Origin of the sequence: Pontibacter russatus (assembly GCF_009931655.1) — a bacterium.
In the GTDB taxonomy this organism is placed as follows: Bacteria; Bacteroidota; Bacteroidia; order Cytophagales; family Hymenobacteraceae; genus Pontibacter; species Pontibacter russatus.
The window spans coordinates 1,957,703-1,981,767 of record NZ_CP047984.1 but is presented as its reverse complement, the minus strand read 5'-3'; the positions used below and the strand labels follow the sequence as shown (position 1 = coordinate 1,981,767).

Below are 24,065 nucleotides of genomic sequence, written 5' to 3'. Positions count from 1 at the left end.
CCTCAATTGAGGGGGCGCGCTGGTTATTTCATTTACCTGCCGTTGGCATATAGGCCTTTGCCATATATGGGATGCGATGGCATTCACAGAATATTATCTTTATCGCCCCATTTGTTCAGTTCCTTGTTCAGGCTGAGCGCGGCGCTGATGAGGCCCAGGTGCGTGAAAGCCTGCGGGAAATTGCCCAGGTGCTCGCCCTTTACTCCCAGTTGCTCGGCATATAGCCCCACGTGATTGGCAAAGCCCAGCATCTTTTCGAAAAAGAGCGTGGCCTTGTCGAGTTGCCCGGCCCGCGCCAGGCACTCCACGTACCAGAAGGTACACATCGAGAAAGTGCCTTCGCCCCCTGTCAGCCCTTCCACCTCCTCATTCGGCCGGTAGCGGTACACCATCGAGTCAGACACCAGCTCTTCCTCGATGCGGCGGAGGGTGGAGAGCCACTGCGGGTCGGTGGGGCTGATGAAGCGGATGATCGGCATGAGCAGGGTGGCGGCGTCCACGGTTTTGGCGCCTTTGTACTGCACGAAGGCCTGCAGTTCCTCGTCCCAGAAGTCGTTGTGAATGGTATGGAAGATTTGGTCGCGTGCTTCCCGCCAGTGGGGTGGAAGGGGGTACGAGTGGTTGTGGGCAATGCGCATGCCCCTGTCGATGGCCACCCAGCACATCAGCCTGGAGTAAAGGAACTGCCTTTTCCCGCCGCGCACCTCCCATATCCCCTCGTCCTCCAGGTGCCAGTTGTCGCACACCCACTCCACCTGGCGCGAGAGGTTCAGCCAAAAGCTGTAGGAGATGGGCTCCACGTGCTTGTCGTAGAGATACACGGAGTCCAGCAGCTCGCCATATATGTCCAGCTGTATCTGGTCGTAGGCGCCGTTGCCAATGCGCACGGGACGCGAGCCTTTGTAGCCCTCCAGATGGTTGAGCTCTATCTCCTTCAGATCCTTGCGGCCGTCTACGGTGTACATCAGGCGCAGGCGGCCCGCTTCGCCAATGTCGTCACACTGCTTCTCCACCCATCTCATAAAGGCGGAGGCTTCTTTTCTGTACCCCAGGTTGATGAACGCATACACGGTGAAGGAGGCATCCCGGATCCAGGTGTAGCGGTAGTCCCAGTTGCGCATTCCGCCCATGTCCTCAGGCAGTCCGAAAGTGGGTGCTGCCACGATGGAGCCATATCGGTAGGAGGTCATCAGTTTGAGCACCAACGCCGAGCGGTGTACCGTCTCCATCCAACGGCCCCGGTAGTTGCATTTGTTGGCCCAGTTTTTCCAGAAGTGGATGGTGTCAAAAAGGCTTTGCTCTACAAAGCCCCGCAGGTCTTCGGGGGCGGGGGCGGCATCGCCTACCTGCTCCAGCAGGAAATCGGCCATACCGCCTGTCTCTAAGGTAAACTCGGCGTAGGCATCGCCCTGCCGGTGCTGCAGGGGCACGCTGCTCCGGAGGCGGATCACCAGCTGCGCCTCGCCCTGCCCGCTGAAGATAAGCTCGTTCTCGCTGATTTGCGTGACGGTGTGGGGGGAGCGGGCGTAATTGAAGCGGGGGCAGCACTCCATTTTGAAGCGCATCTTCCCCTTGATGCAGGCCACCCGCCGGATGATTTCTTTCCCGCCGTACTGTTCCTCCTCCGGCATAAAGTCCGTGATTTCGGCCACGCCTTCCTCGGAGAGGAAGCGGGTGAGCAGCACGTTGGTTTCCGGCAGGTAAAGTTGTTTGTGGTTGATGTCCTCCAGCAAAGGATGTATGTTAAAATATCCCCCCTTTTCATTGTCCAGCAGCGCGGCAAATATGGAGGGGGAATCAAAGTCCGGGAAGCACATGAAGTCAATGGAGCCGCGTATGCTCACCAGGGCCACCGAGTTCAGGTCGCCTATCACACCGTAATCTTCAATTGGTTGGTATTCTTTCATATTCGCATGTATATAGGTCCGGCCGCTCCTCCCCGATTTATATATAGCTTTCCGGATTTGAAGTAAAAATCAGGGACAGCCCTATATCTATATAGTTGGAAGGTCGGCGCGTGTCGTGCCCGCAGCTTTTTGCGGAGGCTATATAGGGGTACTGCTAAACCACTGGAAGTGTTCCGCCGCATAAGCCCCCTTCAGCCAATCGTTGGCACGCCTTCTCCGTGCTTCCCCTCACACACCGGCTGTTTTCCGGCTAGCGGGGCCCCATAACATTTTGCGTTTTTTTCTGAGGCGGCTATATATAAGATCGGCAGCCTCTGCCTGAGCGGGGGCGTTGCTGCGCAGAAAGTGTCGCGCCGCCACAACTGTATATCCATCTGCCCTCTGCTTCCCGTACACGGTTTTATGAAAGAAATCACGGACGAACTACACATCTTAACCATCGACATCGGAGGCTCAAGCATCAAAGCCACCGTTCTGAACCAGGCAGGGGAGCTTCAGACAAGCTACACCAAAATAGAGACCCCTTCGCCGTCCTCACCAGAAAATGTACTGAAGGCTATTGCCACACTTGTCAGGGAATTCCCGCCTTACGATCGGGTGTCGGTCGGGTTTCCGGGCTATGTGAAAGAGGGCGTTGTGATGACCGCGCCCAACCTGGGCACCGGGGAGTGGAGGGGAACAGACCTGCGCCAGGAGCTGACGAACCTGCTGCAAAGGCCGGTGCGGGTGGTGAACGACGCTGACCTGCAGGGCCTGGGCGTGGTGCAGGGCAGGGGCTTCGAGATTGTCATCACCCTGGGCACCGGCTTCGGCACGGCGCTGCTGCACAACGGCTTCCTGCTGCCCCACCTCGAGTTGGCCCACCACCCCGTCACCAAGCACAAAGACTACGACCAGTATATAGGCGACGCGGCGCTGGAAAAGGTCGGGGTGGAGAAGTGGAACACCCGGATGCAGAAAGTGCTGCAGATCCTGATCACTGTCTTCAACTACGACTATTTATATATAAGCGGGGGCAATGCCAGCAAACTCAGCTTCCCCCTGAACGAGAATGTCAGCATCATCTCTAACCGGGACGGTATAAAGGGTGGCGCCATGCTGTGGCAGGACGAGTTTGTGGGGACGGAGAAGTGAAGGCAGCGCCACGCATGTGGGGCAAGTGCCTATAATTCAGGCGCGCCCTCAGTATTTGACGCAGGCACAAATCATTCTGAACACCACCGCGTACGAATACTGAGGGGCGCGGGACTTGGCTTGCGCCGGTATATAAGCCACACAGAATCATGGGTGTAGAAAATCAATCGCTGGAACGAGAAGCCATCAACACAGTACGGGTATTAGCGGCAGATGCGGTACAGAAGGCCAACTCCGGCCACCCCGGCATGCCGATGGGGGCAGCGCCCATGGCCCATGTGCTCTGGACGGATGCCATGCACTACAACCCGGCAAACCCTGACTGGGCCAACCGCGACAGGTTCATCCTGTCTGCCGGCCACGGGTGCCTGCTGCAGTACTGCTACCTGTACCTCACCGGCTACAACCTTTCGCTGGACGACCTCAAGAACTTCCGGCAGCTGCACAGCAAAACGCCCGGGCACCCGGAGTACGGCCTCACGGAAGGCATCGAGATAACCACCGGCCCGCTGGGGCAGGGCTTCGCCAACGGCGTCGGGTTCGCCATCGCCCAGCGGCACCTGGCTGCCCGCTACAACAAACCGGATTTCCCCCTCTTTGACTATAAGGTATATGCCATCTGCAGCGACGGGGATATGATGGAGGGTGTGACGGCCGAGGCGGCCTCCATGGCGGGGCACCTGCAGCTGGGCAACCTCATCTACCTGTACGACGACAACCATATATCCATCGAAGGAAGCACGGACCTGGCCTTTGACGAGGATGTGGCCAAACGCTTTGAGGCCTACAAGTGGCACGTGCAGGTGGTGGAGGATGGCAACGATCTGGAGGCGCTGGCACAAGCCATCCGCACAGCCCGGGAAGAAACACAGCGCCCGTCGCTGATAAAAGTGCGCACGCACATCGGCTTCGGGAGTCCGAACAAGTCAGACTCGGCTGAGGCGCACGGGTCGCCGCTGGGGGCGGAGGAAGTAAAGCTGGTGAAGGAAAACCTCGGGTTCGACCCCAACAAGTCGTTTGAGGTGCCGGATGAAGTGCTGCGCTATTACCGGGAGAAAGGGGCGGCGGGGAAAGCCAAAGAGCAAAAGTGGAACGAGCTGTACCAGGCCTACAAAGCAAAATACCCGGATATGGCGGCAGAGTATGAGCTGCTGCGGAGCGGAAAGCTGCCGGAAGGCTGGAAAGCCGATCTGCCGGTTTTCAGACCCGAAGAAGGCGACATCGCCACGCGCAAAGCCTCTGCCAAAATGCTGAATGCCATTGCCGGGAAACTGCCCAACCTGCTGGGTGGTTCCGCAGACCTTTCCCCGTCCACCGGCACCGACCTGAAAGGCGTCGACTCCTTTTCGGCGGAGAACCCGGGCGGGCGCAACTTCCACTTTGGCATCCGGGAGCATGCCATGGGCGCCGTGCTGAACGGCATGGCCGTCACCAAAGGGTTGATTCCGTTCGGGGCCACCTTCCTTATTTTTTCGGAGTATATGCGGCCCCCGATCCGGCTGGCGGCCATCATGAAAATAAAACCGATATTTATATACACCCACGACAGCATCGGGCTGGGGGAAGACGGCACCACGCACCAGCCCGTGGAGCAACTTATTTCCCTGCGGTCTATCCCGAACCTGATTGTGCTGCGCCCGGCCGACGCCAATGAAACCGTACAAGCCTGGCGTGTGGCGCTGGAGCACGCCGATGGGCCTGTTGCCCTAGTGCTCACCCGGCAGGGGCTGCCCGTGCTGGACCAGGAAAAGTATGCCAAGGCAACGGAACTGGAGCGGGGCGCCTATATCCTTTCTGATGCCGCCGAGCCGCAGGTGCTGCTGATAGCCACCGGCTCTGAGGTAACGTTGGTGCTGCAGGCGCAGGAAAAGCTGCGGCAGGAAGGCATTGCCGCGCGCGTGATCAGCATGCCCTCCTGGGAGCTTTTCGAGAGGCAGGACGCGGCGTACAAGGAAAAGATATTCCCAAAAGGCCTGCGGAAAAGGCTGGCGGTGGAGGCGGGCTCCGTGCTGGGCTGGCACAAATACGTCACCGACGAGGGCCGCATCATCGGCATGACCACCTTCGGCGAATCGGCGCCGGCGGAGGATCTGTTCGAGGAATTCGGGTTTACGGTAGAGAACGTGGTGAAACAGGCCAAAGCGCTGCTGTCCTGACGATGCAGCAAGAAGCCACCGGCCATATTTGGGCTATATATTAACACAACGAATCAAGCCATTGAAAAATGAAAATAGGGATAGCGGCAGACCATGGCGGATATGACCTGAAAGAGGTCATCCGCCCCTTTTTAACCGGGGTAGGGTATAAACTGACAGATTTTGGCGCCACCAGACTGGATAATGCAGATGATTATCCTGACTTTGTGGTGCCGTTGGCCAGGGCGGTGGCTGCCGGGCACGTGGAGCGGGGAATCGCCATCTGCGGAAGCGGCGTGGGGGCCGCCATAGCGGCGAACAAAGTGCCGGGGGTGCGGGCAGCCCTGATCCACGAGCACTTTTCGGCGCACCAGGGCGTGGAAGACGATGAAATGAACCTCCTTTGCCTCGGCGGGCGCGTCACGGGCGTCAATGCCGCCCAGGAATTGATCGTCGCTTTTTTGGAGGCAAAGTTTACGGGCGCCGAACGGCACCTGAGAAGGTTGCAGAAAGTACAACAGCTCGAAAATAAAGAACTAAGGTAGACCATGGAAAAAAATCATGTAAAACGCATCCATGACTTCGGCCAAAGCATCTGGCTGGACTTTATTGACCGCCGGATAATGGATACCGGTGAGCTGCAGCGGCTGATGGACGAGGATGGCGTGCGGGGCGTTACCTCCAATCCGGCCATCTTCGAGAAGGCCATCAGCAGCAGCTCCGACTATGATGCCGACATAAAAGAACTGAGCCGGGAGAACCTAAGCAACGAAGACGTGTTTTACCGCCTGGCCGTGCGCGACATCAAGCGGGCGGCCGATCTGTTTAAGCCGGTATATGAGGAAGAAGAGAGAGGAGCCGACGGCTATATCAGCCTGGAGGTGTCGCCGCACCTGGCCCGCGACACGGAAGGAACCATCCGGCAGGCGCGGGAGCTGTGGAAGGCGGTGGACCGCGAGAACGTGATGATCAAAATACCCGGCACGGCGGAGGGCCTGCCCGCCATCCGCACCTGCATCAGCGAAGGCATCAACATTAACATCACCCTGCTCTTCAGCCTCAATCGCTACGAAGAAGTGGCAGACGCCTATATCTCCGGCCTGGAAGACCGCCTGAAGCAGAACCAGCGGATAGATCATATAGCCTCGGTGGCGAGTTTCTTCCTGAGCCGCATTGATGTGATCGTCGACCCCCTGCTGAAGGAAAAAGGGCTGAACCAGCTGTATGGCCAGGTGGCGATTGCCTCCGCTAAAAAAGCCTACGAGCTATATAAAAGGATATTCAGCAGCGAGCGCTTCAAAAAGCTGGAGGCAAAAGGAGCCAGGCCGCAACGCCTGCTCTGGGCCAGCACCAGCAGCAAGAACCCCGATTTTGCAGACACCAAATACGTGGAGGCGCTGATAGGGCCCGACACCGTGAACACCATTCCGCTGGATACCCTGGCGGCGTTCAAGGACCACGGGCACGCGGCAAACACCCTGGAAGACGACCTGGACAAAGCCACCCGCACGCTGGCGCAGCTCGAGGAGGCCGGCATCAGCCTGGACGACATCACGCAGCGGCTGGAAGACGAGGGGATTGAGAAGTTTAACAAGCCGTACGACAAGCTGCTTGAGGCGATAGGCCAGCAAAAGGAGAAAGTGATGGCTTCGGGCAAGTCCTGAGAGCTGCAGAAACCACAGGAATATATAACTCATCACGCAAAGCAACACACAATGAACCCCGATCAGAACAGCAACACAGGCAACGTTTTCGGAATGATTGGCCTGGGCACCATGGGCCGCAGCTTATTGCTCAACATCGCAGACAGTGGCTTCGCGGTGGCGGGCTACGACAAGGACACCCTGAAAGTAGACGCGCTGAAGCAGGAGGGAGCACCCTATCAGGTGGAGGGCTTCGCCAGCCTGCCCGATTTTGTAAACAGCCTGAAAAAGCCGAGGGCGATCATGATGCTGGTTCCGGCGGGGCCGATTGTGGACAGTGTGGTTGAGGAAGTCCTGCCGCTGCTCGACCAGGGCGACATTCTGATAGACGGCGGAAACTCGCACTTCACCGACACGACCAGGCGCGACACGGCCTTAGAGGCCAAGGGGTTTCACTTCTTTGGGATGGGCATTTCCGGGGGCGAGGAAGGCGCGCGCAGAGGCCCCAGCATGATGCCGGGCGGCGACATAGAGGCGTATGAAATTGTGAGGCCTATCCTGGAAGCGGTTGCGGCCAGGGTAAACAACGAACCCTGCGTTACCTATATAGGGCCTGGGGCCGCGGGGCACTTCGTGAAAATGGTACACAACGGCATTGAGTATGGCCTGATGCAGCTGATAGCCGAAACCTACGAAATCCTGCGGAAAGGGCTTCAGATGGATAATGCGTCCATTCACCGGTTGTTCGCCCAATGGAACGAAGGCCGCCTGCAGTCTTACCTGCTGGAGATTACGCGTGACATCTTCGCCTTCAAAGAACCGGGCACCGAAAGTTTCCTGATAGATGATATATATGATGTGGCCCGATCCAAGGGAACCGGCAAATGGACCTCGCAGGTGGCCATGGATCTGGAGCTGCCCGTGCCGACCATTGACGTGGCCGTGGCGATGCGCGACTTATCGAAGTACAAGGAGCTGCGGGTGAAAGCCGATGCGCTATATACCGTGGAGCAGCCCAACCGGTTTGCAACCGAAAGACGGGATAAAACGCTGCAGTACCTGGAGCAGGCCTTCTACTTCAGCATGATCACCACCTATGCGCAGGGCATGCATCTGCTGGCCAAGGCGTCCGCTGCCTACGGCTATCAGCTCCAACTGGACCAGATAGCGAAGATATGGCGGGGCGGCTGCATCATCCGGGCAGCCTTTCTGGAGGATATATACACTGCCTACCAGCAGAACAAGGAGCTGCCGCACCTGCTGCTCGACCCCTATATAAAAGGGCTGGTGCAGGAAACAGCGCCCGGCATGCGCGAAGTGGTGGCCGCTGCCGCATTGTCGGGTGTCGCCACGCCTGCCTTTGCGGCCACGCTCAGCTACTTCGACAACTTCCGGAACGGCTCCATGCCTTCCAACCTCATTCAGGCGCAGCGCGATTTCTTCGGCGCCCACACCTACGAAGTGATTGGCAGGGAAGGCATCTTTGTTCACTCGGCCTGGCTTCCTGATGCCTTGGATTAAAAACAGGGGCAAGGTGCCAGCATATCCTATATAGCTTGGCATTCCCCTTTTTTTCGGTGTACGGTGCCATATATAGCCGGGCCTGCACACCGGACATATCTTTTTAGCTTCTTTCGCACGTATACCTATGCATACCACCATATCCGCAAGACAGACGCAGCCAGCCATTTTTGTCATCTTTGGCGGCACCGGCGACCTGAACAAGCGCAAACTTGCCCCGGCCATATATAACCTGTTTCTGGAGAACTCGCTTCCCGCTGATTTTGCTTTAATCGGTACCGGCCGCACCAGACTCACCGACGGGGAGTTCAGTAAAAGCCTGCTGGAGGGAGTGAACACCTTTTCGCGCAGAGGGAAAGTTGAGAAGAAGCAGTGGGACCAGTTCTGTGGGCATATCCATTACCAGGTTGCGGACCTGTTGCAGGAAAGCACCTATGTGGAGTTGGGCCAGCGCATCGGGCAACTGCAGGCAGAATGGGAGCAGGAGGCGCTGGTGATTTTCTACCTGGCCGTGGCGCCCAATTTCTTCCCGGTCATTGCCAAGAACATCGCGCAGCACCAATTGGCCGAAAACGCGGACAACGCCCGCATCGTGGTGGAAAAGCCTTTCGGCCGCGACCTGGAATCCGCCAGGGATCTGAATGTGTTGCTGGGAGAGCTGTTTGAGGAAAAACAGATATACCGCATCGACCACTACCTCGGAAAGGAAACCGTGCAGAACATCATGGCCTTCCGGTTTGCCAACCTGCTGTTCGAGCCGCTCTGGAACCGCAACTTCATCGATCATGTGCAGATTTCGGTGACGGAACAACTGGGGGTAGGTGACCGGGGCGGCTACTACGAGGAGGCTGGGGCGCTCCGCGACATGGTGCAAAACCACCTGCTGCAACTGCTTTGCCTGATTGCCATGGAGGCGCCGACAAGTTTCGCGGCCGACGAGGTCCGCAACCGGAAGGTGGACGTGCTCCATGCCATGCGGCGCTTTTCGGCCGAGGATGTGCGCATGAATGCCGTGCGGGGCCAATACGGGCCGGGGTGGATGGAGGGAAAGGAGGTGCCCGGCTACCGCGAGGAAGACGGCGTGGACCCCGAGTCCAACACAGAGACCTTCGTGGCCATCAACTTCTTTATTGACAACTGGCGCTGGCAGGGCGTCCCGTTCTATGTCCGGACCGGCAAACGTTTGCACCAGAAGGCCTCCACCATTGCCATTCAGTTCAAGGACGTGCCCCATTCTATTTTTCCGCCGGAGGCAACAGAAACCTGGCAGCAGAATCGGCTCATCATCAGCATACAGCCGGAGATGAGCATCCGGCTGCAGCTACAGGCCAAGCGCCCGGGGCTGGAGATGACCCTGAACACCGTGGACATGGTGTTCGACTACAAGGGAACCTACTCCGACGAGGCGCCCGAAGCCTACGAAACCCTGCTGCTGGATACGTTGGTCGGAGACCAAACCCTGTTTATGCGTGCCGACCAGGTAGAAGCAGCCTGGGAACTGGTGATGCCGATCCTGCACGCCTGGCAAGCCAAAAAGAGCCTGAACTTCCCGAACTACTCGTCTGATTCGTGGGGGCCGGAGGTAGCCGAAGGCCTGATTGCGCGGGATGGCTTCCACTGGTTCACGCTCCCGGTAAACAGAAAAGGATAATATATGATGGTGCACATATATAAAGATACGTCCGAACTGCTGTCCGGTCTGGCTGCTTTTTTTGTGAAATCAGCAAGAGAGGCCATCGAAAACCATGGGCAATTTAACGTGGCGCTGTCAGGCGGCAACTCTCCGAAAAAACTATATGAACTGCTTGCCTCGGAGGAGTTCAGGCAGCAGGTAGCCTGGGACAAAGTGTACTTTTTCTTCGGCGACGAGCGCTATGTTCCGGCCGACGACCCGGAGAATAATGCACGGATGGCGAGGGAAGCGATGTTCGCCCCGCTCCATATACCCGAAGCGCAGATTTTCAAGGTCGATACAATGTTGCCCCCTGAGCAGGCGGCGGAGACATATGAGAAACGCCTAAACGGACACTTCAACGGAAATCCGGCACGGTTCGATTTGATACTGCTCGGCCTGGGAGACGATGCCCACACGGCTTCCCTGTTCCCGGGCACGCCCGTTTTGCAGGAGCAGGCGGCCAGCGTGAAGGCCGTTTTCCTGGAGAGCAAGCAGGTGTACCGCATCTCCCTGACCGCGCCACTCATCAACCAGGCGAAGGACGTTGCATTCCTGGTATATGGCGCGGGCAAAGCCAATGCCGTGCAGCAGGTGCTGGAAGGGGAGCGTAACATCACCAAGTATCCGGCCCAACTGGTGCAGCCGCAGCAGGGAGACGTTCACTGGTTTCTTGACGAGGCCGCAGCTGCCTTACTCCGCAACAAGTAAAGTAACGAATATCTCGCAGCGATAGACCTCGCGGTGTCCGAAGGTCCCGCGAGCGTCTAATGCCACGGATCAACAGCCTTTCCCTCCCCCAGACGCTCGCAGGAGCTGCGCACGCTGCGAGGTCTGCTTTTGTGTCAAAAGCCGAAGCTATATATCCCAGACACGCGCAGGAGCCCCCGAAATGCTTCGGGGCAGGTGCGCAGGCTGGGAGGTCTTCAGAACGGCTATTGTTGCTCCTATATCCTCTCAACTACTATTTCTTACAAGCACCTGCTTATTTTAGAAACCATTCAAAAATTATTTCAACGGGTTGTTGGAAATACCAAAACCATTTTTACCTTTGTAGTGTACTATGTAACTAATACACTAACCAGGTAAAACTATGATAGCGTTAAAGAACATTCACTTCAGGTACAAGAAGAAGAAACCCCTCTTCGAGAACCTGAACCTGACCCTGGAGCCGGGCTTTATATATGGCCTGCTGGGGAAAAACGGCGCGGGCAAGTCGTCGTTGCTGAAGCTCATCTCAGGCCTGCTTTTCCCGGACAGCGGCGAGTGTACCGTGCTCGGCTACGATGCCCCGGCGCGCCAGCCCGCCATGCTGGAGGATATATATTTGATACCGGAGGAGTTTAACCTGCCGCCCGTCAGCCTGAACGGCTATGTGAAAACCAATGGCGTGTTCTACTCCAAATTCAGCTACAACCAACTGCAGGCGTACCTGGCCGAGTTTGAGCTGGACGAAGCGGCAAAGCTCTCCACGCTGTCTTACGGGCAGAAAAAGAAGTTCCTGATTGCCTTCGGCCTGGCCACAAACGCGCGCCTGCTGATCCTGGACGAGCCGACCAACGGATTGGACATTCCTTCCAAAAGCCAGTTCCGGAAAATAATGGCGGCCTCCCTGGATGAGGAAAAAACCATCATCATCTCCACGCACCAGGTGCGCGACCTCGAAAACCTGATCGACAACGTGGTGGTGCTGGAGCACGGCGACATCATCTTTAACCGCAACATGGCCGAGATATCAGAAAAGCTGGCCTTCGAGTACAACCTGGCCGGTGTGCCCGCAGACGAGGTGCTGTACGCCGAGGAGATGCAGGGCCGGAAGGCGGGCATCGTGAAAAACATACCTGGCCACGACGCGCGCGTGGACCTGGAACTGCTGTTCAATGGCGTCGTGAAGAACGCTGCCGGGATAAACGCACATTTTGCCAACTACAAATATGAATACTAACCTGAAAAAGCTGCGCCAACAGCTAATGCACCTGTGCCTGAAGGCAGGCTCCCCGCTGATAGCGGTCATAGCCGTCAGCTGCGCCCTGCTGGTAGAAACAGGGCATGTAGATTATACCTACCCCCTGGAGCTGGTGCTGCAGGGCATTGTCAACGATTCCGTTATCCTAACCATTCCTACAAAATAAAACGATGAACACTGAACTGAACCTGAACCGGCTGGGCTTCTTTTTGAGGAGGCAGCTTTACCTGAACTTCAGCACCATGTGGATTGCCATCGCGGCTATTCTGGGCCTGCTGCTGATCACCTCTGCGCTGTTTGCTTCGATTGACAGTGATGCCGACACCGTCCTGAAACTGCGCAACCTGTACCTTGTGGTGTTTATGCTGGGCGGCTATATCTTCACCAGCAAAGTGTTTGACGAGATGCACGCCCCGCAGAAAAGCTATATGTTCCTGACGCTGCCCGTGTCGGCCACCGAAAAGCTGCTGGCCGCCTGGCTCATCACTTCGCCGCTCTATGTGCTGGTGGCCGGGCTGATGATGTTGCTGCTCTCCTTTTTCAGCTCACTGATAGCTGGCAACGTGGAGGCTTTGCCTTCCCTGTTTGATGAAGTTTTCTTCAACTGTGTGGGAGTATATATGGTCACGCAGGCGGTGTTCTTCCTGGGAGCGACCACCTTCCGGGGCAACAACTGCCTGAAGACGCTGCTGGCCCTGATTGTGGTGGCGATGTTGATTGGGGCTTATAGTGCCGGCCTTGGCTACCTGCTGTTTGGGCACAGTAACTATGGGGGTGGCCCGAGCGAGGAGTTCAGGGAAACGGCAGAGTATATATTTGCTAACATTATCCCGCTACTGTTCTGGTGGGTGCTGGCGCCGTTTCTGTTGTTGGTTTCGTATTTCAAACTTAAAGAAAGGCAGGTGTAAGATGGAGTTCAAAGAGAATCAAGCCATATATCTACAGATCGCGAACCGCTTCTTCGAGAACATCCTGAAGAAGAAATGGGACAGCGGCGACAAAATCCCCTCCATCCGCGACATGGCCGTGGAGTTTGAGGTGAACCCAAATACCACCATGCGCACGTTCAACTACCTGCAGGACAAAGGCATCATCTATAACAAGCGGGGCATTGGTTATTTCCTGGCCGACGACGGCTTTGAGAGAACCATCGCCATCAAGCGGGAGCAGTTCCTGGAAGAGGACCTGCCGGTGTTCTTCAAAACCATGCAGTTGCTGGGCATCAAGCTCGACGACCTGAAAGCATACATCAAAGAGAAGCCGGAGCTGAATGTGCAGTAAGTACAGGGGAATATATAAATGTCCATCCTTTTAAAGCAAGAAAACATGAACATGAGTAATAAACTATTGCTGGGCCTGCTTCTGACCGTGCTGCTGTTCGTAACCGTGATGCTGGGCATGGCGAAAGTGTCTGAGCAGGATAGAAAAGACCAGGAAAGAGCAAGCCAGGAGCAGGTAGCGCCTCCTGCAGTGCCGGAGGCTCCGGCGCCGCCCGCAGCGGAGGCAGGAGAGCGGCAGTAGAGCTTATCAAAAATTTGCGGAGCGGCAGGCAACCTTTGTTCCCGCCACCTCATCTATTGGCTGAACACCTTCGCAGGAATCAGAACCTTTAACCAAAACTATGATGAGAAAAGCACAAATCGTTTTCGTTTTACTGCTGTTGCCGCTGCTGTCGTGGGCACAGAAAAGGGTAACTGCCTCAGAAATTATTGAAAAGCTGAACCGCGGCGAGGCCGTCTCCTACAGGAATGCCGAGATAACGGGAAACCTGGATATGACGAGGCTGCAGAACATGAAGCGGAAGCAGGGAAACAGCGACTCCAAAGAGTACGTCAGCACCGTGACGGCTCCGGTCGCCTTTGTTAACTGCACCTTCAAAGGCGATGTGCTGGCCTACTACAACCCCGATACCGAGGGTTCTGGAGTTTTTAACGGCAACGCCAACGAGGTATATAACACCAACTTTGAGCGGGACGTGCTGTTCGAGAACTGCAGGTTTGAGCAGGAGAGCGCTTTCAAGTACTCAGGTTTTGATGGAAAAGCATCCTTTGTCGGCAGCCGTTTCTCGGAGGAGGCGCTGTTTAAGTACAGCAAGTTTGCAAAGGACGTGAACTTCAGCAACGTGCGCTTTGAGGAGGAGGCCAACTTCAAGTATGTCGATTTTCCGGAGGATGTCAGCTTTGCCGGGGCCACTTTTGAGGAAGAGGCAAACTTCAAGTACACCAAGTTTCAGGAGGGCGTAAACTTCCAGAGAGCGGTATTCGACGGCACGGCCAACTTCAAGTACGCCAAAATAGCAGACACCTTCAACATCAGGGGAGCCGACTTCCGGGGTGGCGACGACTTCAAGTACACCAAACTGAACGATAAATCTGTTTCGCTGACTGCCTTGCAAAGCAGGGACAGGTAAGTTACAGGCTATATATAAAAGGCGCTACCCCACCGTGGCGCCTTTTATATATCCGCAGCCAGCAGCGCGAGCATATGACGGAGGCTTTCGCTTGAGCCGGCATCTTTCACAGGCGGCAGCGCCACCCACGCGGCACGCACCTCATTTATATATTGCGCATACATATAGGGGTTTTCGCCACGCCGTTTTGCGGCAATGGCTGCGGCTATGGCTGTTTTCAGCACGTTCGCTTTCACGCGCAGGGTGTGCCTGGAGTGTCGGGCGGGGTGCAGGTGTACATGCCGCGCCTCCACCACACCCCAGCGCAGCACCCAGTCTGATTTGTCGGAGAGCGTGAGGAGGCGGTAAGACGTGCCGGTGGCAAGCAGAAATTCCTGGTAAAGCACCGGATGCTGCAGGTGGCGTTCGGCCAAATACTGCAACACCTCCTGCGCAATTTGCCCTTGCGGCAGCGGACCCCTGTATAAATCCAGCTGCGAACTGCCGATGGTCTGTAACGCTGCTTTAAGTTCGGCTTCGGAAGTTGAAGGGCTTTGCGCTATAAAATCTTTTATATAGCCGAGATGGTGCTTGAGCGGGTGAAACAGAACAGGGGCAGGGAGTTGCGCGGAGAACATGTTGGCAGAGACGGAGATTTATTTTGCTTGGTCTTGTATTGTAATTGGTTCAATATAAGTAAATTAAGGGTTGTGTTGTGCCACTCAAACACATAAACCTGTTGTAAACTTCTGTGCGAATTGAAGGAGTTTTCATTTGGCGGCCCTTTCTCCGCAACAGGTTGTGGCTATCCTGGGTAGCCCCGACTCAAAATTATATATAGCTTAGGCAACCCTTCCTGTGCATTTGGCATCTACCCTCTACAAATCCTCTGTTTCCCTAAATGAGCTTTCACTGTTGCATATAGAATTGGCGAGGCTGTCGCAAAAAAAAGTATCATCAGAAACGGCGGGTTTGTCGAGTTAGCATCGCTGTAGGTCGATATATTCAGGAGTTATATATAATAGCATCAGCAAATAATATAAAAGTGTGGTACCTTGTATAACAAACTACCGTTAAATAGAGGACTATCGCCACCAAGCCGCCTATGATACAACTCACCAACATCCAGAAGTATTATGCCGTGGGGCAAAACAAGCTGCATGTGCTGAAGGGGATTGACATGCACGTGCGTGAGGGCGAGTTCGTGTCCATCATGGGCTCCTCGGGCTCCGGCAAGTCCACGCTGCTCAACATTCTGGGCATCCTCGACGACTACGATATGGGCGAATACACGCTCGCGGGCACCCGCATCAAAAACCTGTCGGCCACCAAGGCGGCTTACTACCGCAACAAGTTTCTGGGCTTCGTGTTTCAGTCGTTCAACCTGCTCTCGTTCAAAAATGCGATGGAGAACGTGGCCCTGCCGCTTTATTACCAGCAGGTGGGCCGCAAGCAGCGCAACAAACTGGCGCTGGAGTACCTCGACATGGTGGGCCTGAAAGACTGGGCGGAGCACTCACCGAACGAACTTTCGGGCGGGCAGAAGCAGCGGGTGGCCATCGCGCGGGCGCTTATCTCGCAGCCCAAACTCATCCTGGCCGACGAACCGACCGGCGCCCTCGACACCCAGACCTCCTACGAAGTGATGGACATTTTCAAAGACGTGAACCGCAAAGGCATGACCGTGGTGATTGTGACGCACGAGAACGATATAGCTGACCAGACGCACCGCATCATCCGCCTCAAAGACGGCCTGATTGTGAACGATGACCGCGGCCTGCACACGGAGGCAGTTGAATCAAACAGTGCTGCCGTCGCGACTGGCCATTAGCCGCTAATAGCCAACCAACAATCAGCAATCCAACAATTTAACAATCAAACCCATGTTCGACCTTGATAAATGGCAGGAAATAGGGGCAACGATGCAGAAAAACAAGCTGCGCACGTTCCTGACGGCCTTTGGTGTGTTCTGGGGCATCTTCATGCTGGTGCTGTTGCTGGGCGCGGGCAAGGGGCTGGAGAACGGGGTATATAACCGCTTCGGCGACGGCGCCAAAAACAGCATCTACGTCTGGAGCGGCAAAACCGCGGTGGCGCACAAAGGCATGAAGCCGGGCCGCGAGATAAAGCTCACAAACGAGGACCTCCGCGCCATAGAGCGCGAGGTGGCTGATCTGAATATCTTGGCGCCCCGCAACCGCGTGTGGGGCGAGTACACTATCAACTACAAAGACCAGAACGGGTCGTACCAGGTGTTCGGGACCGAGCCGGATTTCCTGGATCTGAACGGGGAGCGGCCTTACCGCGGGCGCCTGCTGAACCACTACGATGAAAAAGAAAAACGCAAGGTGGTGGTGCTGGGAGAGCAGGTGGCGACGGTGCTCTTTAAGGAACAGGACCCGATAGGAGAGTATGTGAACATCCGGGGCATTCATTTCAAAGTGGTGGGCACTTTTAAGGCGCGCGGCAACAACAGCGGACGCCGCGAGGAACGTGCCTATATCCCTTTCTCTACTTTGCAGGGCGCTTTTAACCAGCCCAATCTCGTGCAGATGATGGCCCTTACCGCCCAGGAGGGCGTTGCGGCAAAGGATATGGAAGACCGGCTGCGCACACTGCTGGCACAGCGGCACAAATTCTCGGAGAGCGACGATATGGCACTGGGCGTGGAGAACACTGAGGCGGAGTACCTGAAAGTGATGGGTCTGTTCAGCGGCATCCGCATCTTCGTCTGGGTGGTGGGCATCGGCACCCTGATAGCGGGCATTGTAGGGGTCAGCAACATCATGCTGATTATTGTGAAGGAGCGCACCCGCGAGATTGGAGTCCGGAAGGCGCTGGGGGCAACCCCTGTTTCGATTGTGAGCCTGATTCTGCAGGAGTCGGTGGTGATTACGGCCTTGTCGGGCTATATGGGCCTGCTGGCAGGCACCGGGGTGCTGGCGCTGCTGGAGTATCTGCTGGTGTCGTCGGGGGCGGAGCTAGCGTTTTTTGGCACGCCTGAGGTAGACCTGAGCGTAGCGCTCTCTGCCACGGTGATCCTGGTGCTGTCCGGCGCTATCGCCGGACTCATGCCTGCGCTCAAAGCCGCCAACATCAAGCCCATCGAAGCCCTGCGGGCGGAGTAAGCTCAAATTTTGAATGAGTCATTGAGTGAATGTGTGAATATATAGGGAAAGCCACTGTGGCAGGTTGTGCTCTTGCCTCCAAGCATGCTCAGGTATTTAGAATCCGATAATTTAAAAATTAACATTCACTCAATCACTCATTCGCTCATTCACAATTACAACAGCTATGATCGACATCGATAAATGGACCGAGATATATAACACCGTGAAGAAGCACAGGCTGCGCACGGCGCTGACGGCTTTCGGTGTGTTCTGGGGCATTTTTATGCTGGTGGTGTTGCTGGGCGCGGGCAAAGGGCTGGAGAACGGCATCACGAGCGAATTCAACATTGCCAAGAACGCGGTCTTTGTCTGGACGCAGCGTACCAGCGTACCCTATATGGGCCTGAATGCCGGGCGTTTCATCCAGATGACGAATGACGACGTGGCCGCCATCAAGGCCAATATTCCCGAGGTAGGCGTGGTGGCACCCAGCAACCAGCTGCAGGGCGACTTTACGGTGAACTACAAAGACAAGAGCTCTGCCTTTACCGTGAATGGCGAGACGCCTGAACTGCTTTCGGTGAAGCCGCTGAAGGTAACCACCGGCCGCTTCGTGAACGGCATTGACATACAGGAGAAACGTAAAGTGGCCGTGGTGGGGCCGCGGGTGCTGGAGGTGCTATTTCCGGGAGAAAAAAAGCCGATTGGCAAGTACATCAGCATCAAGGGCAGCTACTTTCAGGTGGTGGGCACCTTTGAGCCGCTGGGCAAAGGCGAGGATGTGATGGAGGACGCCAAGGTGATTTATATACCGCACACTACGCTGCAGCAGACATATAACGAGGTGAACAAGGTTGGCTTTATGGCCCTCATCCCGAAGCCCGGTGTGCCAGCCGCCGTGATAGAAGACAAGGTGAAGGCCCTGCTGATGCAGCGCCATCAGGTAGCCCCCGAAGATTTGAAAGCCTTTGGTTCCGCGAACGTGGAAGAAGAGTTTCAGGAGGTGCAGGGGTTGTTCGCGGGCATTGCCGGGTTCAGCTGGCTCGTGAGCATCGGCACTATCCTGGCAGGCATCATCGGGGTGGGCAACATCATGCTGATTGTGGTGAAGGAGCGGACGAAGGAAATCGGGGTGCGCAAAGCGCTGGGGGCCACGCCCTGGTCCATCATCAGCCTCATCATCCAGGAATCCATCGTCATCACGGGTTTCGCAGGCTATATGGGGCTGCTCACAGGCACCGGCATTATCGCTTTGATAGAGTACTTCATGCGTAAATTCGATGTGCAGGCGGGCTTCTTCGGCATTCCGGAGGTAAATCTGGGCATCGCCGTCACGGCCACCGTCCTGCTGGTTTTCACCGGTGCCCTGGCTGGGCTGATTCCGGCCACCAAAGCCGCCCGCGTAAACCCCGTGGTGGCGCTCCGCGACGAGTAATTCATTTATCATTGATCATTTAACAAGTACCGTTCATGATAAATGGAAAAGAGAATGTGCTATATGCGAAAGCTTATGCTTCCGCCACAAGAGTGGTGAAAGCGCACCAGTATCTGGGGCAGGAAAAAAGAGAGTTTGTGCTTGCAAAACAGTTGCTGCGAAGCGGAACATCCATCGGCGCAAACGTGGCCGAGGCAAATGGAGCTATTTCTGATGCGGAATTTTCAGCAAAGTTGTCCATCGCCTATAAAGGATGCCTGGAAACAAAGTACTGGTTAGACTTGCTGAAAGACACAAATTTTAACGACGAAAAACAAGATAGGAGCCTATATGCAGACGCCGATGAATTGGGCAGAATGCTTTTCGCCAGCATCCGAAAAGTAAGGGGGATCCGAACTGATAAATGATAATTGTTAATTGATAAATGAATTATGAAAAAGGTATTGCTTGGGGTTTTCGTCTTGGTGTTCTTGGGCTTGTCTGGCTGGCTGGGCTACTATTTTTACAAGAAGGCGAACACCGACCCCGTGGTATATAAAACGGAGGCCCCGTTTGAGACAGACATTGTGAAAAAGACGGTGGCCACCGGCTCTATTGTGCCGCGCAAGGAGGTGCAGGTGAAGTCGCAGGTGTCGGGTATTGTGGAGGAGCTGCACGTGGAGGCCGGGCAGGTGGTGAAGAAGGGGCAACTGCTGGCGAAAATCCGGATTGTGCCGAACATGGTGAGCGTGAACAACGCCGAAACCAGCCTGCAGACGGCCAAGCTCAACTTTGAGGAGGCGAAGCGCGAACTGGCCCGCTACGACCAACTCTATGCACGCAAGGTGATACCGGAGCAGGAATACCGCAAATACAAGGCAGACTTCGCCCTGAAGCAGGAGGCTATGCAGGCCGCGGAAAACAACCTGCAACTGGTGCGCGAGGGCTCCTCCCGCAAAAGCGGCCAGCAGTCTTCCAACCTGGTATACTCCACCATCGACGGCATGCTGCTGGATGTGCCCGTAAAGGTGGGGACCTCCATCATCGAGCGCAACAACTTCAACGAGGGCACCACCATCGCCACGGTGGCCGATATGCGCAGCCTGGTGTTTGAAGGCGAGATCGACGAATCGGAGGTAGGCAAGCTGAAGGAGAACATGGACCTGGTGCTGACGATCGGCGCCATCGAAGGCCGTGTGTTTGATGCCAAACTGGAGTATATAGCGCCGAAAGGCGTGGACGAGGAAGGCTCCATCAAATTCCCGATTCGGGCGCAGGTACAGCTGGACGAGAAAGACTTTATCCGGGCGGGCTACAGCGCCAACGCCGACATTGTGCTGGACAAGCGCGAGAAGGTCATCGCCATCAAGGAGAGCATGCTGCAGTTCGACAAGGAGGCACCTTTTGTGGAAGTGGAGGTGGCCCCGCAGAAATTTGAGAAGCGCATGATCAAGACCGGCCTCTCAGACGGCATCAACATCGAAGTGTTATCGGGCCTGAGCCGTGAGGAGAAGGTGAAAGTGCCGGATGTGGGCATCGCGCATATATAGGCATTTAGGTTAAAAAGGAAAGCGGGCGATGCCCGCTTTTTTTATGCAAGCCATATAAGCCTGCACCACCACCCGCTGTCTGTTGATGCTCACTTTTATATGATTCACGGAAAATATGGTACTTTTTCTAACGAATTCATATAGGTGTTAGTAAGTATAAGCAGCTTAAAATTAAACACTTAAAAAGGAAAACTATGGAGACAAAGCGAAATTTACTCAGACACAGACTAATTTTGGCCCTGATGCTACTGTTAGGCACTTTTATGACCGCCTGCGACGAGGACGACATCAATTTAGATGATCTCCTGAACAACGACGTGAACTTTGAGGGCGTGCAGCTAAAGGGCGCGAACGAGGTGCCGATGGTGCAGTCGGATGGGTTCGGGCTGATAAACGTGTATTACAACAGCAAGACCCGCATCATTACCTATGACCTCGCCTGGACACTGGGAAATTCCGATGATCAGACCTTGGGCATGCACTTCCATGGTCCTGCCACACCGCAGCAGAACGCAGGCGTCATCATCCATGTAAAAGGCTTCACAAGCAGTTCCACCGGCTCCCTGACCGGCTCTACCCGGGCGCTAACCAAGGAGGAAGAGAAGCAGTTGCTGAACGGGCTATGGTATTTCAACATCCACAGCAGCACCCACCCAGGTGGCGAACTGCGGGGAAATCTTATTCATTAGATAAAAAGATAAAGCGAACAGCGGCCCCGCAGGCGAGTGAATGCCTGCGGGGCCGCTGTTTTTTGTGGCAGAAGAGACCACGTATATATACCTTTGCGGTTACTGACGAAACATATATCCCATATGCCACAGCACTATACCATGCCCTCGTCCATTCAGATTGTGGATTACAACCCTTTCTACGCCAAGGCTTTCTACGACCTGAACCACGAGTGGATATCCAAGTACTTCGTGATGGAGGAGGCCGACGAGCAATCGCTCGGCGATCCGCAGAACTACATCATCAACAAAGGGGGCCATATACTCATCGCGCTGTTCCACGGGGAGCCTGTGGGGGCCTGCGCTCTGCTGAAAGAGGAGGAGGGCATATATGAAATGTCTAAGATGGCCGTGACGCCCCGGGCCCAGGGCCTCCGGATTGGCAGGTTGCTGGGCGAGCGGATTGTCGAGAGAGCCAGAAAGCTGGGTGCCCGCAAGCTATTCCTGCTCTCCAACCGAAGGCTCACCACGGCGCTCAGCCTCTATACCCGCCTCGGTTTTGTGGAAGTGCCCATGCAGCCCAGCATCTACCAGCGCGCCGACATAAAGATGGAACTGGATTTGGAGAAAGAAGCGGAATAAATCATTGGCAGGAACGAAGCTTTCCGCTGCTGCCATTGCTCCTTTGCGGTGTTGCACCATTCGGAGGCTTTGGGATGCAGTTTTATATATAGCCGTTGCTTAGGTAAGGCTTGTCAGCAGTTCCTGGTCCATGCGGGCGATGCCTTCCGTCATCCAGCAGCCCTTGTAGGCGCCCCTGCGCTGCTTCGCGAGGATGAACATATAGACCTCCTTTTGTCCGTCGCGCCCTTCAATCACTACCAGTTGGTAGGCCGTGCCGTCAGATTCAACAAGCTGGCCTTTTTTATAACTTTTGAAGTTTAGCATGGGTTGGTAGGCGGGGTCGCGCACCAGCACCCGGAGGTGGTTGATCGGGCCGATGTGCAGCCTGTTGCGGGGCGACGAGAAATTGAACACCGTGATTATCCCGCTGTCGCTGCGATCGTTTTGCTGCAGGGCCTGCAACTGTATGTTCACGACCTGCTGCGGCGAAAGTGCCTTGTCCGGTTTTATATATGTCCATTTGGAGGACGAGCTGGCGATGGCGTCGGGCATTGCGTAGGTGGCGTATTGCCTGTCCTCGAGAGTGGGCATGGCCGGGAACTGCACCCAGAATAGTATCAGCAGGAGCAAGCCCAACACAAACATGATATAGTCGAACACTTTATCTTTGCCCTTCATATAAATGTGTACTTTATTTAGGCAGACAGGGTTGTGAAGAAGTGCCACTTTGAAGTGTAGGAAACCTGTAAGAGGGCGGGAGAGCTGTTCTGTAAACAAAGGAGCCCCGCTGCGTATATGTACCATCAGCGCTATCCTATGAAAAACCCTCTCTCCAGCCATGTGAAGCAGGCTCTCGGCAAGGTAAAGCGGCAGCCGCTCGTGCTGCGGCTGCGCCAGCGCTATCCGGGGCTGTGGCAGTTCATCGCCGACCGCTTCAACACCAAAGTATTTGTCGGGCTGCCGCTCACGCTGATGGCGCTGGCCTTCGCCGCGAACATTGCCCTGCTGTCGGAACTGACCGAGAGCGTGCTGGACATGGAGTGGATCGTGGCGCTGGACAAGGAGTTCACGGCGTTGCTCTACAAGATGCGATCCGACACCCTGAGCAGAATCCTATATGGCTTCACGCAGTTGGGGGAGCAGGAGGCGGTTTTCATTATAGGCGGCCTGGTGTCCGCCATCTTTCTCTACCGGAGGCATTATGTGGCGCTGTTTGCTTTCTGGCTTGCCCTGGGTGGTGTCGGCATCTCAACCCGCTACGGCAAAACGTTCATCAGCCGCGAGCGCCCCTCCGATGTGGCCTACTACGTGGTGGAGCACTTCTCTTTTCCGAGCGGCCACGCCACCACGGTCATGGCCATGTTCGGGCTGGTGGCTTACTTCCTGTACCGGCACTACTACGCCCACCCGCGCCGGGCGCTTGTGCTGTGGCTGGCGGCCGCGCTCATCCTCATCGTGGGTTTCAGCAGGGTATACCTGGGCGTGCATTACCTGTCGGATGTGCTGGCGGGCTTCCTGCTGGGGGCGCTTTGGCTGCTGGTGGGCATCAGCCTGATGGAGGTGATGTCGTACCGGAGGGAAAGGAAAGCGGCCAGCCCCTGAGCCTGTATTGCACTGATTTTTGTGAGGACCTGGAGTGTGGTGACACCGCTGCCCCAAGAACGTGGCTGGCAGGTTCATATATAAAAATATGTTTTTTGGTGTAACTATATCCCTTGGTTCACGATAATATAGATTAGGCTCTGGCTCAATCCGGGGGAAACCACGGGTGGCGGAAGGGCCGTAAAATTGTGTCATTCATCATATCAGACCAAAAGCTATGGAAAACAATCCGAACAACACATCAGCACAGACTGGTGGACAGCATAAAAGCAATTCTTCCACGGGCAGCAACGCCTCGCATTCCACTAACAGCGCCGGTTCAACAGGAAGCGCCAATAGCCAGTTTGCCCAGGGCAGAAGCAACCAGCAGGCAACATCTGGACAGGACAGCATGAAGAACATCCAGGATATGCTGCAGAAATACTCGCGGCCTATCGCCGAAAAAATCAACGGGCTGACAACCACGCAGAAGGTGGTGGGAGGCTCGCTGCTTGCCCTTGGGGCAGGGTGGCTGGCGCTGGGCACCAAGAACAAGAACAAAATCAAGAGCAAAGCCGAGGCCCTGACCTCTACCGCCAAGGAAAAGATTGGCTCTAAGAAGAAAAACAAGAACACGACCAGCTATATCAGCAGCGCCAACAGGCCAGGCAGCTCTGCCGTGGACGCACGGGTGAAGTAAATTACAGCTGTGCAAAATGAACAGGAGAGCCGGGTAAAAGTCCCGGCTTTT

At 55.7% G+C, this 24,065-nt stretch carries 25 protein-coding genes; 22 read left to right on the top strand and 3 right to left on the bottom strand.

Going from position 1 to position 24,065, the window contains the following annotated elements:
* Positions 1-83: 83 nt before the first annotated feature.
* On the bottom strand, positions 84-1,907 hold the full coding sequence (locus tag GSQ62_RS07895) for a glycoside hydrolase family 15 protein (protein WP_161889007.1): 1,824 nt from the start codon (positions 1,905-1,907) through the stop codon (positions 84-86).
* 402 nt (positions 1,908-2,309) lie between these two features.
* Here GSQ62_RS07895 and GSQ62_RS07890 point away from each other — a divergent pair, with 402 nt between their 5' ends.
* The 13 genes from GSQ62_RS07890 (at position 2,310) to GSQ62_RS07830 (ending at position 14,388) form a co-directional block, all read left to right on the top strand.
* Positions 2,310-3,041, top strand: coding sequence for an ROK family protein (locus tag GSQ62_RS07890; protein WP_161889006.1), 732 nt, complete (start codon positions 2,310-2,312; stop codon positions 3,039-3,041).
* A 149-nt stretch (positions 3,042-3,190) separates the two neighbouring features.
* On the top strand, positions 3,191-5,197 hold the full coding sequence (gene tkt, locus GSQ62_RS07885; protein WP_161889005.1) for a transketolase: 2,007 nt from the start codon (positions 3,191-3,193) through the stop codon (positions 5,195-5,197).
* 68 nt (positions 5,198-5,265) lie between these two features.
* Positions 5,266-5,721, top strand: a complete 456-nt coding sequence (locus tag GSQ62_RS07880; RefSeq protein WP_161889004.1) for an RpiB/LacA/LacB family sugar-phosphate isomerase — start codon at positions 5,266-5,268, stop codon at positions 5,719-5,721.
* A 3-nt stretch (positions 5,722-5,724) separates the two neighbouring features.
* Positions 5,725-6,840 (top strand): transaldolase, encoded by a 1,116-nt coding sequence (gene tal, locus GSQ62_RS07875; RefSeq protein ID WP_161889003.1) that lies wholly within the window; start codon positions 5,725-5,727, stop codon positions 6,838-6,840.
* 51 nt (positions 6,841-6,891) lie between these two features.
* Positions 6,892-8,340, top strand: coding sequence for an NADP-dependent phosphogluconate dehydrogenase (gene gndA / locus GSQ62_RS07870; RefSeq protein ID WP_161889002.1), 1,449 nt, complete (start codon positions 6,892-6,894; stop codon positions 8,338-8,340).
* Positions 8,341-8,467: 127 nt separating this feature from the next.
* Positions 8,468-9,991, top strand: coding sequence for a glucose-6-phosphate dehydrogenase (zwf, locus tag GSQ62_RS07865; protein WP_161889001.1), 1,524 nt, complete (start codon positions 8,468-8,470; stop codon positions 9,989-9,991).
* A 3-nt stretch (positions 9,992-9,994) separates the two neighbouring features.
* Positions 9,995-10,723, top strand: coding sequence for a 6-phosphogluconolactonase (gene pgl, locus GSQ62_RS07860; protein WP_161889000.1), 729 nt, complete (start codon positions 9,995-9,997; stop codon positions 10,721-10,723).
* A gap of 382 nt (positions 10,724-11,105) precedes the next feature.
* Entirely contained in the window at positions 11,106-11,957 is an 852-nt protein-coding gene (locus GSQ62_RS07855) for an ABC transporter ATP-binding protein (protein WP_161888999.1), read from the top strand.
* Entirely contained in the window at positions 11,947-12,144 is a 198-nt protein-coding gene (locus GSQ62_RS07850; RefSeq protein ID WP_161888998.1) for a hypothetical protein, read from the top strand. Before GSQ62_RS07855 ends, GSQ62_RS07850 begins: the two co-directional genes overlap by 11 nt.
* 4 nt (positions 12,145-12,148) lie before the next feature.
* The gene (locus tag GSQ62_RS07845) at positions 12,149-12,886 is read left to right on the top strand and encodes a hypothetical protein (protein WP_161888997.1); all 738 of its coding nucleotides are present in this window, start codon (positions 12,149-12,151) and stop codon (positions 12,884-12,886) included.
* Position 12,887: 1 nt separating this feature from the next.
* Positions 12,888-13,259, top strand: a complete 372-nt coding sequence (locus GSQ62_RS07840) for a GntR family transcriptional regulator (RefSeq protein WP_161888996.1) — start codon at positions 12,888-12,890, stop codon at positions 13,257-13,259.
* A gap of 51 nt (positions 13,260-13,310) precedes the next feature.
* Positions 13,311-13,499, top strand: a complete 189-nt coding sequence (locus tag GSQ62_RS07835; RefSeq protein ID WP_161888995.1) for a hypothetical protein — start codon at positions 13,311-13,313, stop codon at positions 13,497-13,499.
* Positions 13,500-13,599: 100 nt separating this feature from the next.
* Positions 13,600-14,388 (top strand): pentapeptide repeat-containing protein, encoded by a 789-nt coding sequence (locus GSQ62_RS07830; RefSeq protein ID WP_161888994.1) that lies wholly within the window; start codon positions 13,600-13,602, stop codon positions 14,386-14,388.
* Positions 14,389-14,432: 44 nt separating this feature from the next.
* Here GSQ62_RS07830 and GSQ62_RS07825 read toward each other — a convergent pair whose 3' ends face one another.
* Complete coding sequence (locus tag GSQ62_RS07825) at positions 14,433-15,005, bottom strand: hypothetical protein (RefSeq protein WP_161888993.1); 573 nt, start codon at positions 15,003-15,005, stop codon at positions 14,433-14,435.
* A gap of 467 nt (positions 15,006-15,472) precedes the next feature.
* Here GSQ62_RS07825 and GSQ62_RS07820 point away from each other — a divergent pair, with 467 nt between their 5' ends.
* The 7 genes from GSQ62_RS07820 to GSQ62_RS07790 all read left to right on the top strand — a co-directional run bounded on the left by GSQ62_RS07820 (position 15,473) and on the right by GSQ62_RS07790 (position 21,751).
* Entirely contained in the window at positions 15,473-16,198 is a 726-nt protein-coding gene (locus tag GSQ62_RS07820) for an ABC transporter ATP-binding protein (RefSeq protein WP_161888992.1), read from the top strand.
* Positions 16,199-16,250: 52 nt separating this feature from the next.
* Positions 16,251-17,495 carry an ABC transporter permease gene (locus GSQ62_RS07815; protein WP_161888991.1) on the top strand — a complete coding sequence of 415 codons (1,245 nt, stop codon included), beginning with the start codon at positions 16,251-16,253 and terminating at the stop codon, positions 17,493-17,495.
* A gap of 166 nt (positions 17,496-17,661) precedes the next feature.
* Positions 17,662-18,912, top strand: a complete 1,251-nt coding sequence (locus GSQ62_RS07810; RefSeq protein WP_161888990.1) for an ABC transporter permease — start codon at positions 17,662-17,664, stop codon at positions 18,910-18,912.
* A 35-nt stretch (positions 18,913-18,947) separates the two neighbouring features.
* Positions 18,948-19,319 carry a four helix bundle protein gene (locus GSQ62_RS07805; protein WP_161888989.1) on the top strand — a complete coding sequence of 124 codons (372 nt, stop codon included), beginning with the start codon at positions 18,948-18,950 and terminating at the stop codon, positions 19,317-19,319.
* Between the two features lie 24 nt (positions 19,320-19,343).
* Complete coding sequence (locus tag GSQ62_RS07800) at positions 19,344-20,441, top strand: efflux RND transporter periplasmic adaptor subunit (RefSeq protein ID WP_161888988.1); 1,098 nt, start codon at positions 19,344-19,346, stop codon at positions 20,439-20,441.
* A gap of 242 nt (positions 20,442-20,683) precedes the next feature.
* On the top strand, positions 20,684-21,130 hold the full coding sequence (locus tag GSQ62_RS07795; protein WP_161888987.1) for a CHRD domain-containing protein: 447 nt from the start codon (positions 20,684-20,686) through the stop codon (positions 21,128-21,130).
* 123 nt (positions 21,131-21,253) lie between these two features.
* Positions 21,254-21,751: a GNAT family N-acetyltransferase gene (locus tag GSQ62_RS07790; RefSeq protein ID WP_237587070.1), complete on the top strand. Its 498-nt coding sequence runs from the start codon at positions 21,254-21,256 to the stop codon at positions 21,749-21,751.
* A gap of 99 nt (positions 21,752-21,850) precedes the next feature.
* Here the strand turns inward: GSQ62_RS07790 and GSQ62_RS07785 are convergent, their stop codons facing one another.
* On the bottom strand, positions 21,851-22,411 hold the full coding sequence (locus GSQ62_RS07785) for a DUF4864 domain-containing protein (protein ID WP_161888986.1): 561 nt from the start codon (positions 22,409-22,411) through the stop codon (positions 21,851-21,853).
* A 138-nt stretch (positions 22,412-22,549) separates the two neighbouring features.
* Here GSQ62_RS07785 and GSQ62_RS07780 point away from each other — a divergent pair, with 138 nt between their 5' ends.
* A complete protein-coding gene (locus tag GSQ62_RS07780) occupies positions 22,550-23,335 on the top strand; it encodes a phosphatase PAP2 family protein (protein WP_161888985.1) in 786 nt (261 codons plus the stop codon).
* A gap of 217 nt (positions 23,336-23,552) precedes the next feature.
* Entirely contained in the window at positions 23,553-24,014 is a 462-nt protein-coding gene (locus GSQ62_RS07775) for a hypothetical protein (protein ID WP_161888984.1), read from the top strand.
* The last annotated feature ends 51 nt before the right edge of the window (positions 24,015-24,065 follow it).

What these genes read in the sequence shown, in the direction of transcription:
- GSQ62_RS07895 (WP_161889007.1), bottom strand. Translation starts at nt 1,907, where the DNA reads ATGAAAGAATACCAACCAATTGAAGATTACGGTGTGATAGGCGACCTG.
- GSQ62_RS07890 (WP_161889006.1), top strand. Translation starts at nt 2,310, where the DNA reads ATGAAAGAAATCACGGACGAACTACACATCTTAACCATCGACATCGGA.
- tkt (WP_161889005.1), top strand. Translation starts at nt 3,191, where the DNA reads ATGGGTGTAGAAAATCAATCGCTGGAACGAGAAGCCATCAACACAGTA.
- GSQ62_RS07880 (WP_161889004.1), top strand. Translation starts at nt 5,266, where the DNA reads ATGAAAATAGGGATAGCGGCAGACCATGGCGGATATGACCTGAAAGAG.
- tal (WP_161889003.1), top strand. Translation starts at nt 5,725, where the DNA reads ATGGAAAAAAATCATGTAAAACGCATCCATGACTTCGGCCAAAGCATC.
- gndA (WP_161889002.1), top strand. Translation starts at nt 6,892, where the DNA reads ATGAACCCCGATCAGAACAGCAACACAGGCAACGTTTTCGGAATGATT.
- zwf (WP_161889001.1), top strand. Translation starts at nt 8,468, where the DNA reads ATGCATACCACCATATCCGCAAGACAGACGCAGCCAGCCATTTTTGTC.
- pgl (WP_161889000.1), top strand. Translation starts at nt 9,995, where the DNA reads ATGATGGTGCACATATATAAAGATACGTCCGAACTGCTGTCCGGTCTG.
- GSQ62_RS07855 (WP_161888999.1), top strand. Translation starts at nt 11,106, where the DNA reads ATGATAGCGTTAAAGAACATTCACTTCAGGTACAAGAAGAAGAAACCC.
- GSQ62_RS07850 (WP_161888998.1), top strand. Translation starts at nt 11,947, where the DNA reads ATGAATACTAACCTGAAAAAGCTGCGCCAACAGCTAATGCACCTGTGC.
- GSQ62_RS07845 (WP_161888997.1), top strand. Translation starts at nt 12,149, where the DNA reads ATGAACACTGAACTGAACCTGAACCGGCTGGGCTTCTTTTTGAGGAGG.
- GSQ62_RS07840 (WP_161888996.1), top strand. Translation starts at nt 12,888, where the DNA reads ATGGAGTTCAAAGAGAATCAAGCCATATATCTACAGATCGCGAACCGC.
- GSQ62_RS07835 (WP_161888995.1), top strand. Translation starts at nt 13,311, where the DNA reads ATGAGTAATAAACTATTGCTGGGCCTGCTTCTGACCGTGCTGCTGTTC.
- GSQ62_RS07830 (WP_161888994.1), top strand. Translation starts at nt 13,600, where the DNA reads ATGATGAGAAAAGCACAAATCGTTTTCGTTTTACTGCTGTTGCCGCTG.
- GSQ62_RS07825 (WP_161888993.1), bottom strand. Translation starts at nt 15,005, where the DNA reads ATGTTCTCCGCGCAACTCCCTGCCCCTGTTCTGTTTCACCCGCTCAAG.
- GSQ62_RS07820 (WP_161888992.1), top strand. Translation starts at nt 15,473, where the DNA reads ATGATACAACTCACCAACATCCAGAAGTATTATGCCGTGGGGCAAAAC.
- GSQ62_RS07815 (WP_161888991.1), top strand. Translation starts at nt 16,251, where the DNA reads ATGTTCGACCTTGATAAATGGCAGGAAATAGGGGCAACGATGCAGAAA.
- GSQ62_RS07810 (WP_161888990.1), top strand. Translation starts at nt 17,662, where the DNA reads ATGATCGACATCGATAAATGGACCGAGATATATAACACCGTGAAGAAG.
- GSQ62_RS07805 (WP_161888989.1), top strand. Translation starts at nt 18,948, where the DNA reads ATGATAAATGGAAAAGAGAATGTGCTATATGCGAAAGCTTATGCTTCC.
- GSQ62_RS07800 (WP_161888988.1), top strand. Translation starts at nt 19,344, where the DNA reads ATGAAAAAGGTATTGCTTGGGGTTTTCGTCTTGGTGTTCTTGGGCTTG.
- GSQ62_RS07795 (WP_161888987.1), top strand. Translation starts at nt 20,684, where the DNA reads ATGCTACTGTTAGGCACTTTTATGACCGCCTGCGACGAGGACGACATC.
- GSQ62_RS07790 (WP_237587070.1), top strand. Translation starts at nt 21,254, where the DNA reads ATGCCACAGCACTATACCATGCCCTCGTCCATTCAGATTGTGGATTAC.
- GSQ62_RS07785 (WP_161888986.1), bottom strand. Translation starts at nt 22,411, where the DNA reads ATGAAGGGCAAAGATAAAGTGTTCGACTATATCATGTTTGTGTTGGGC.
- GSQ62_RS07780 (WP_161888985.1), top strand. Translation starts at nt 22,550, where the DNA reads ATGAAAAACCCTCTCTCCAGCCATGTGAAGCAGGCTCTCGGCAAGGTA.
- GSQ62_RS07775 (WP_161888984.1), top strand. Translation starts at nt 23,553, where the DNA reads ATGGAAAACAATCCGAACAACACATCAGCACAGACTGGTGGACAGCAT.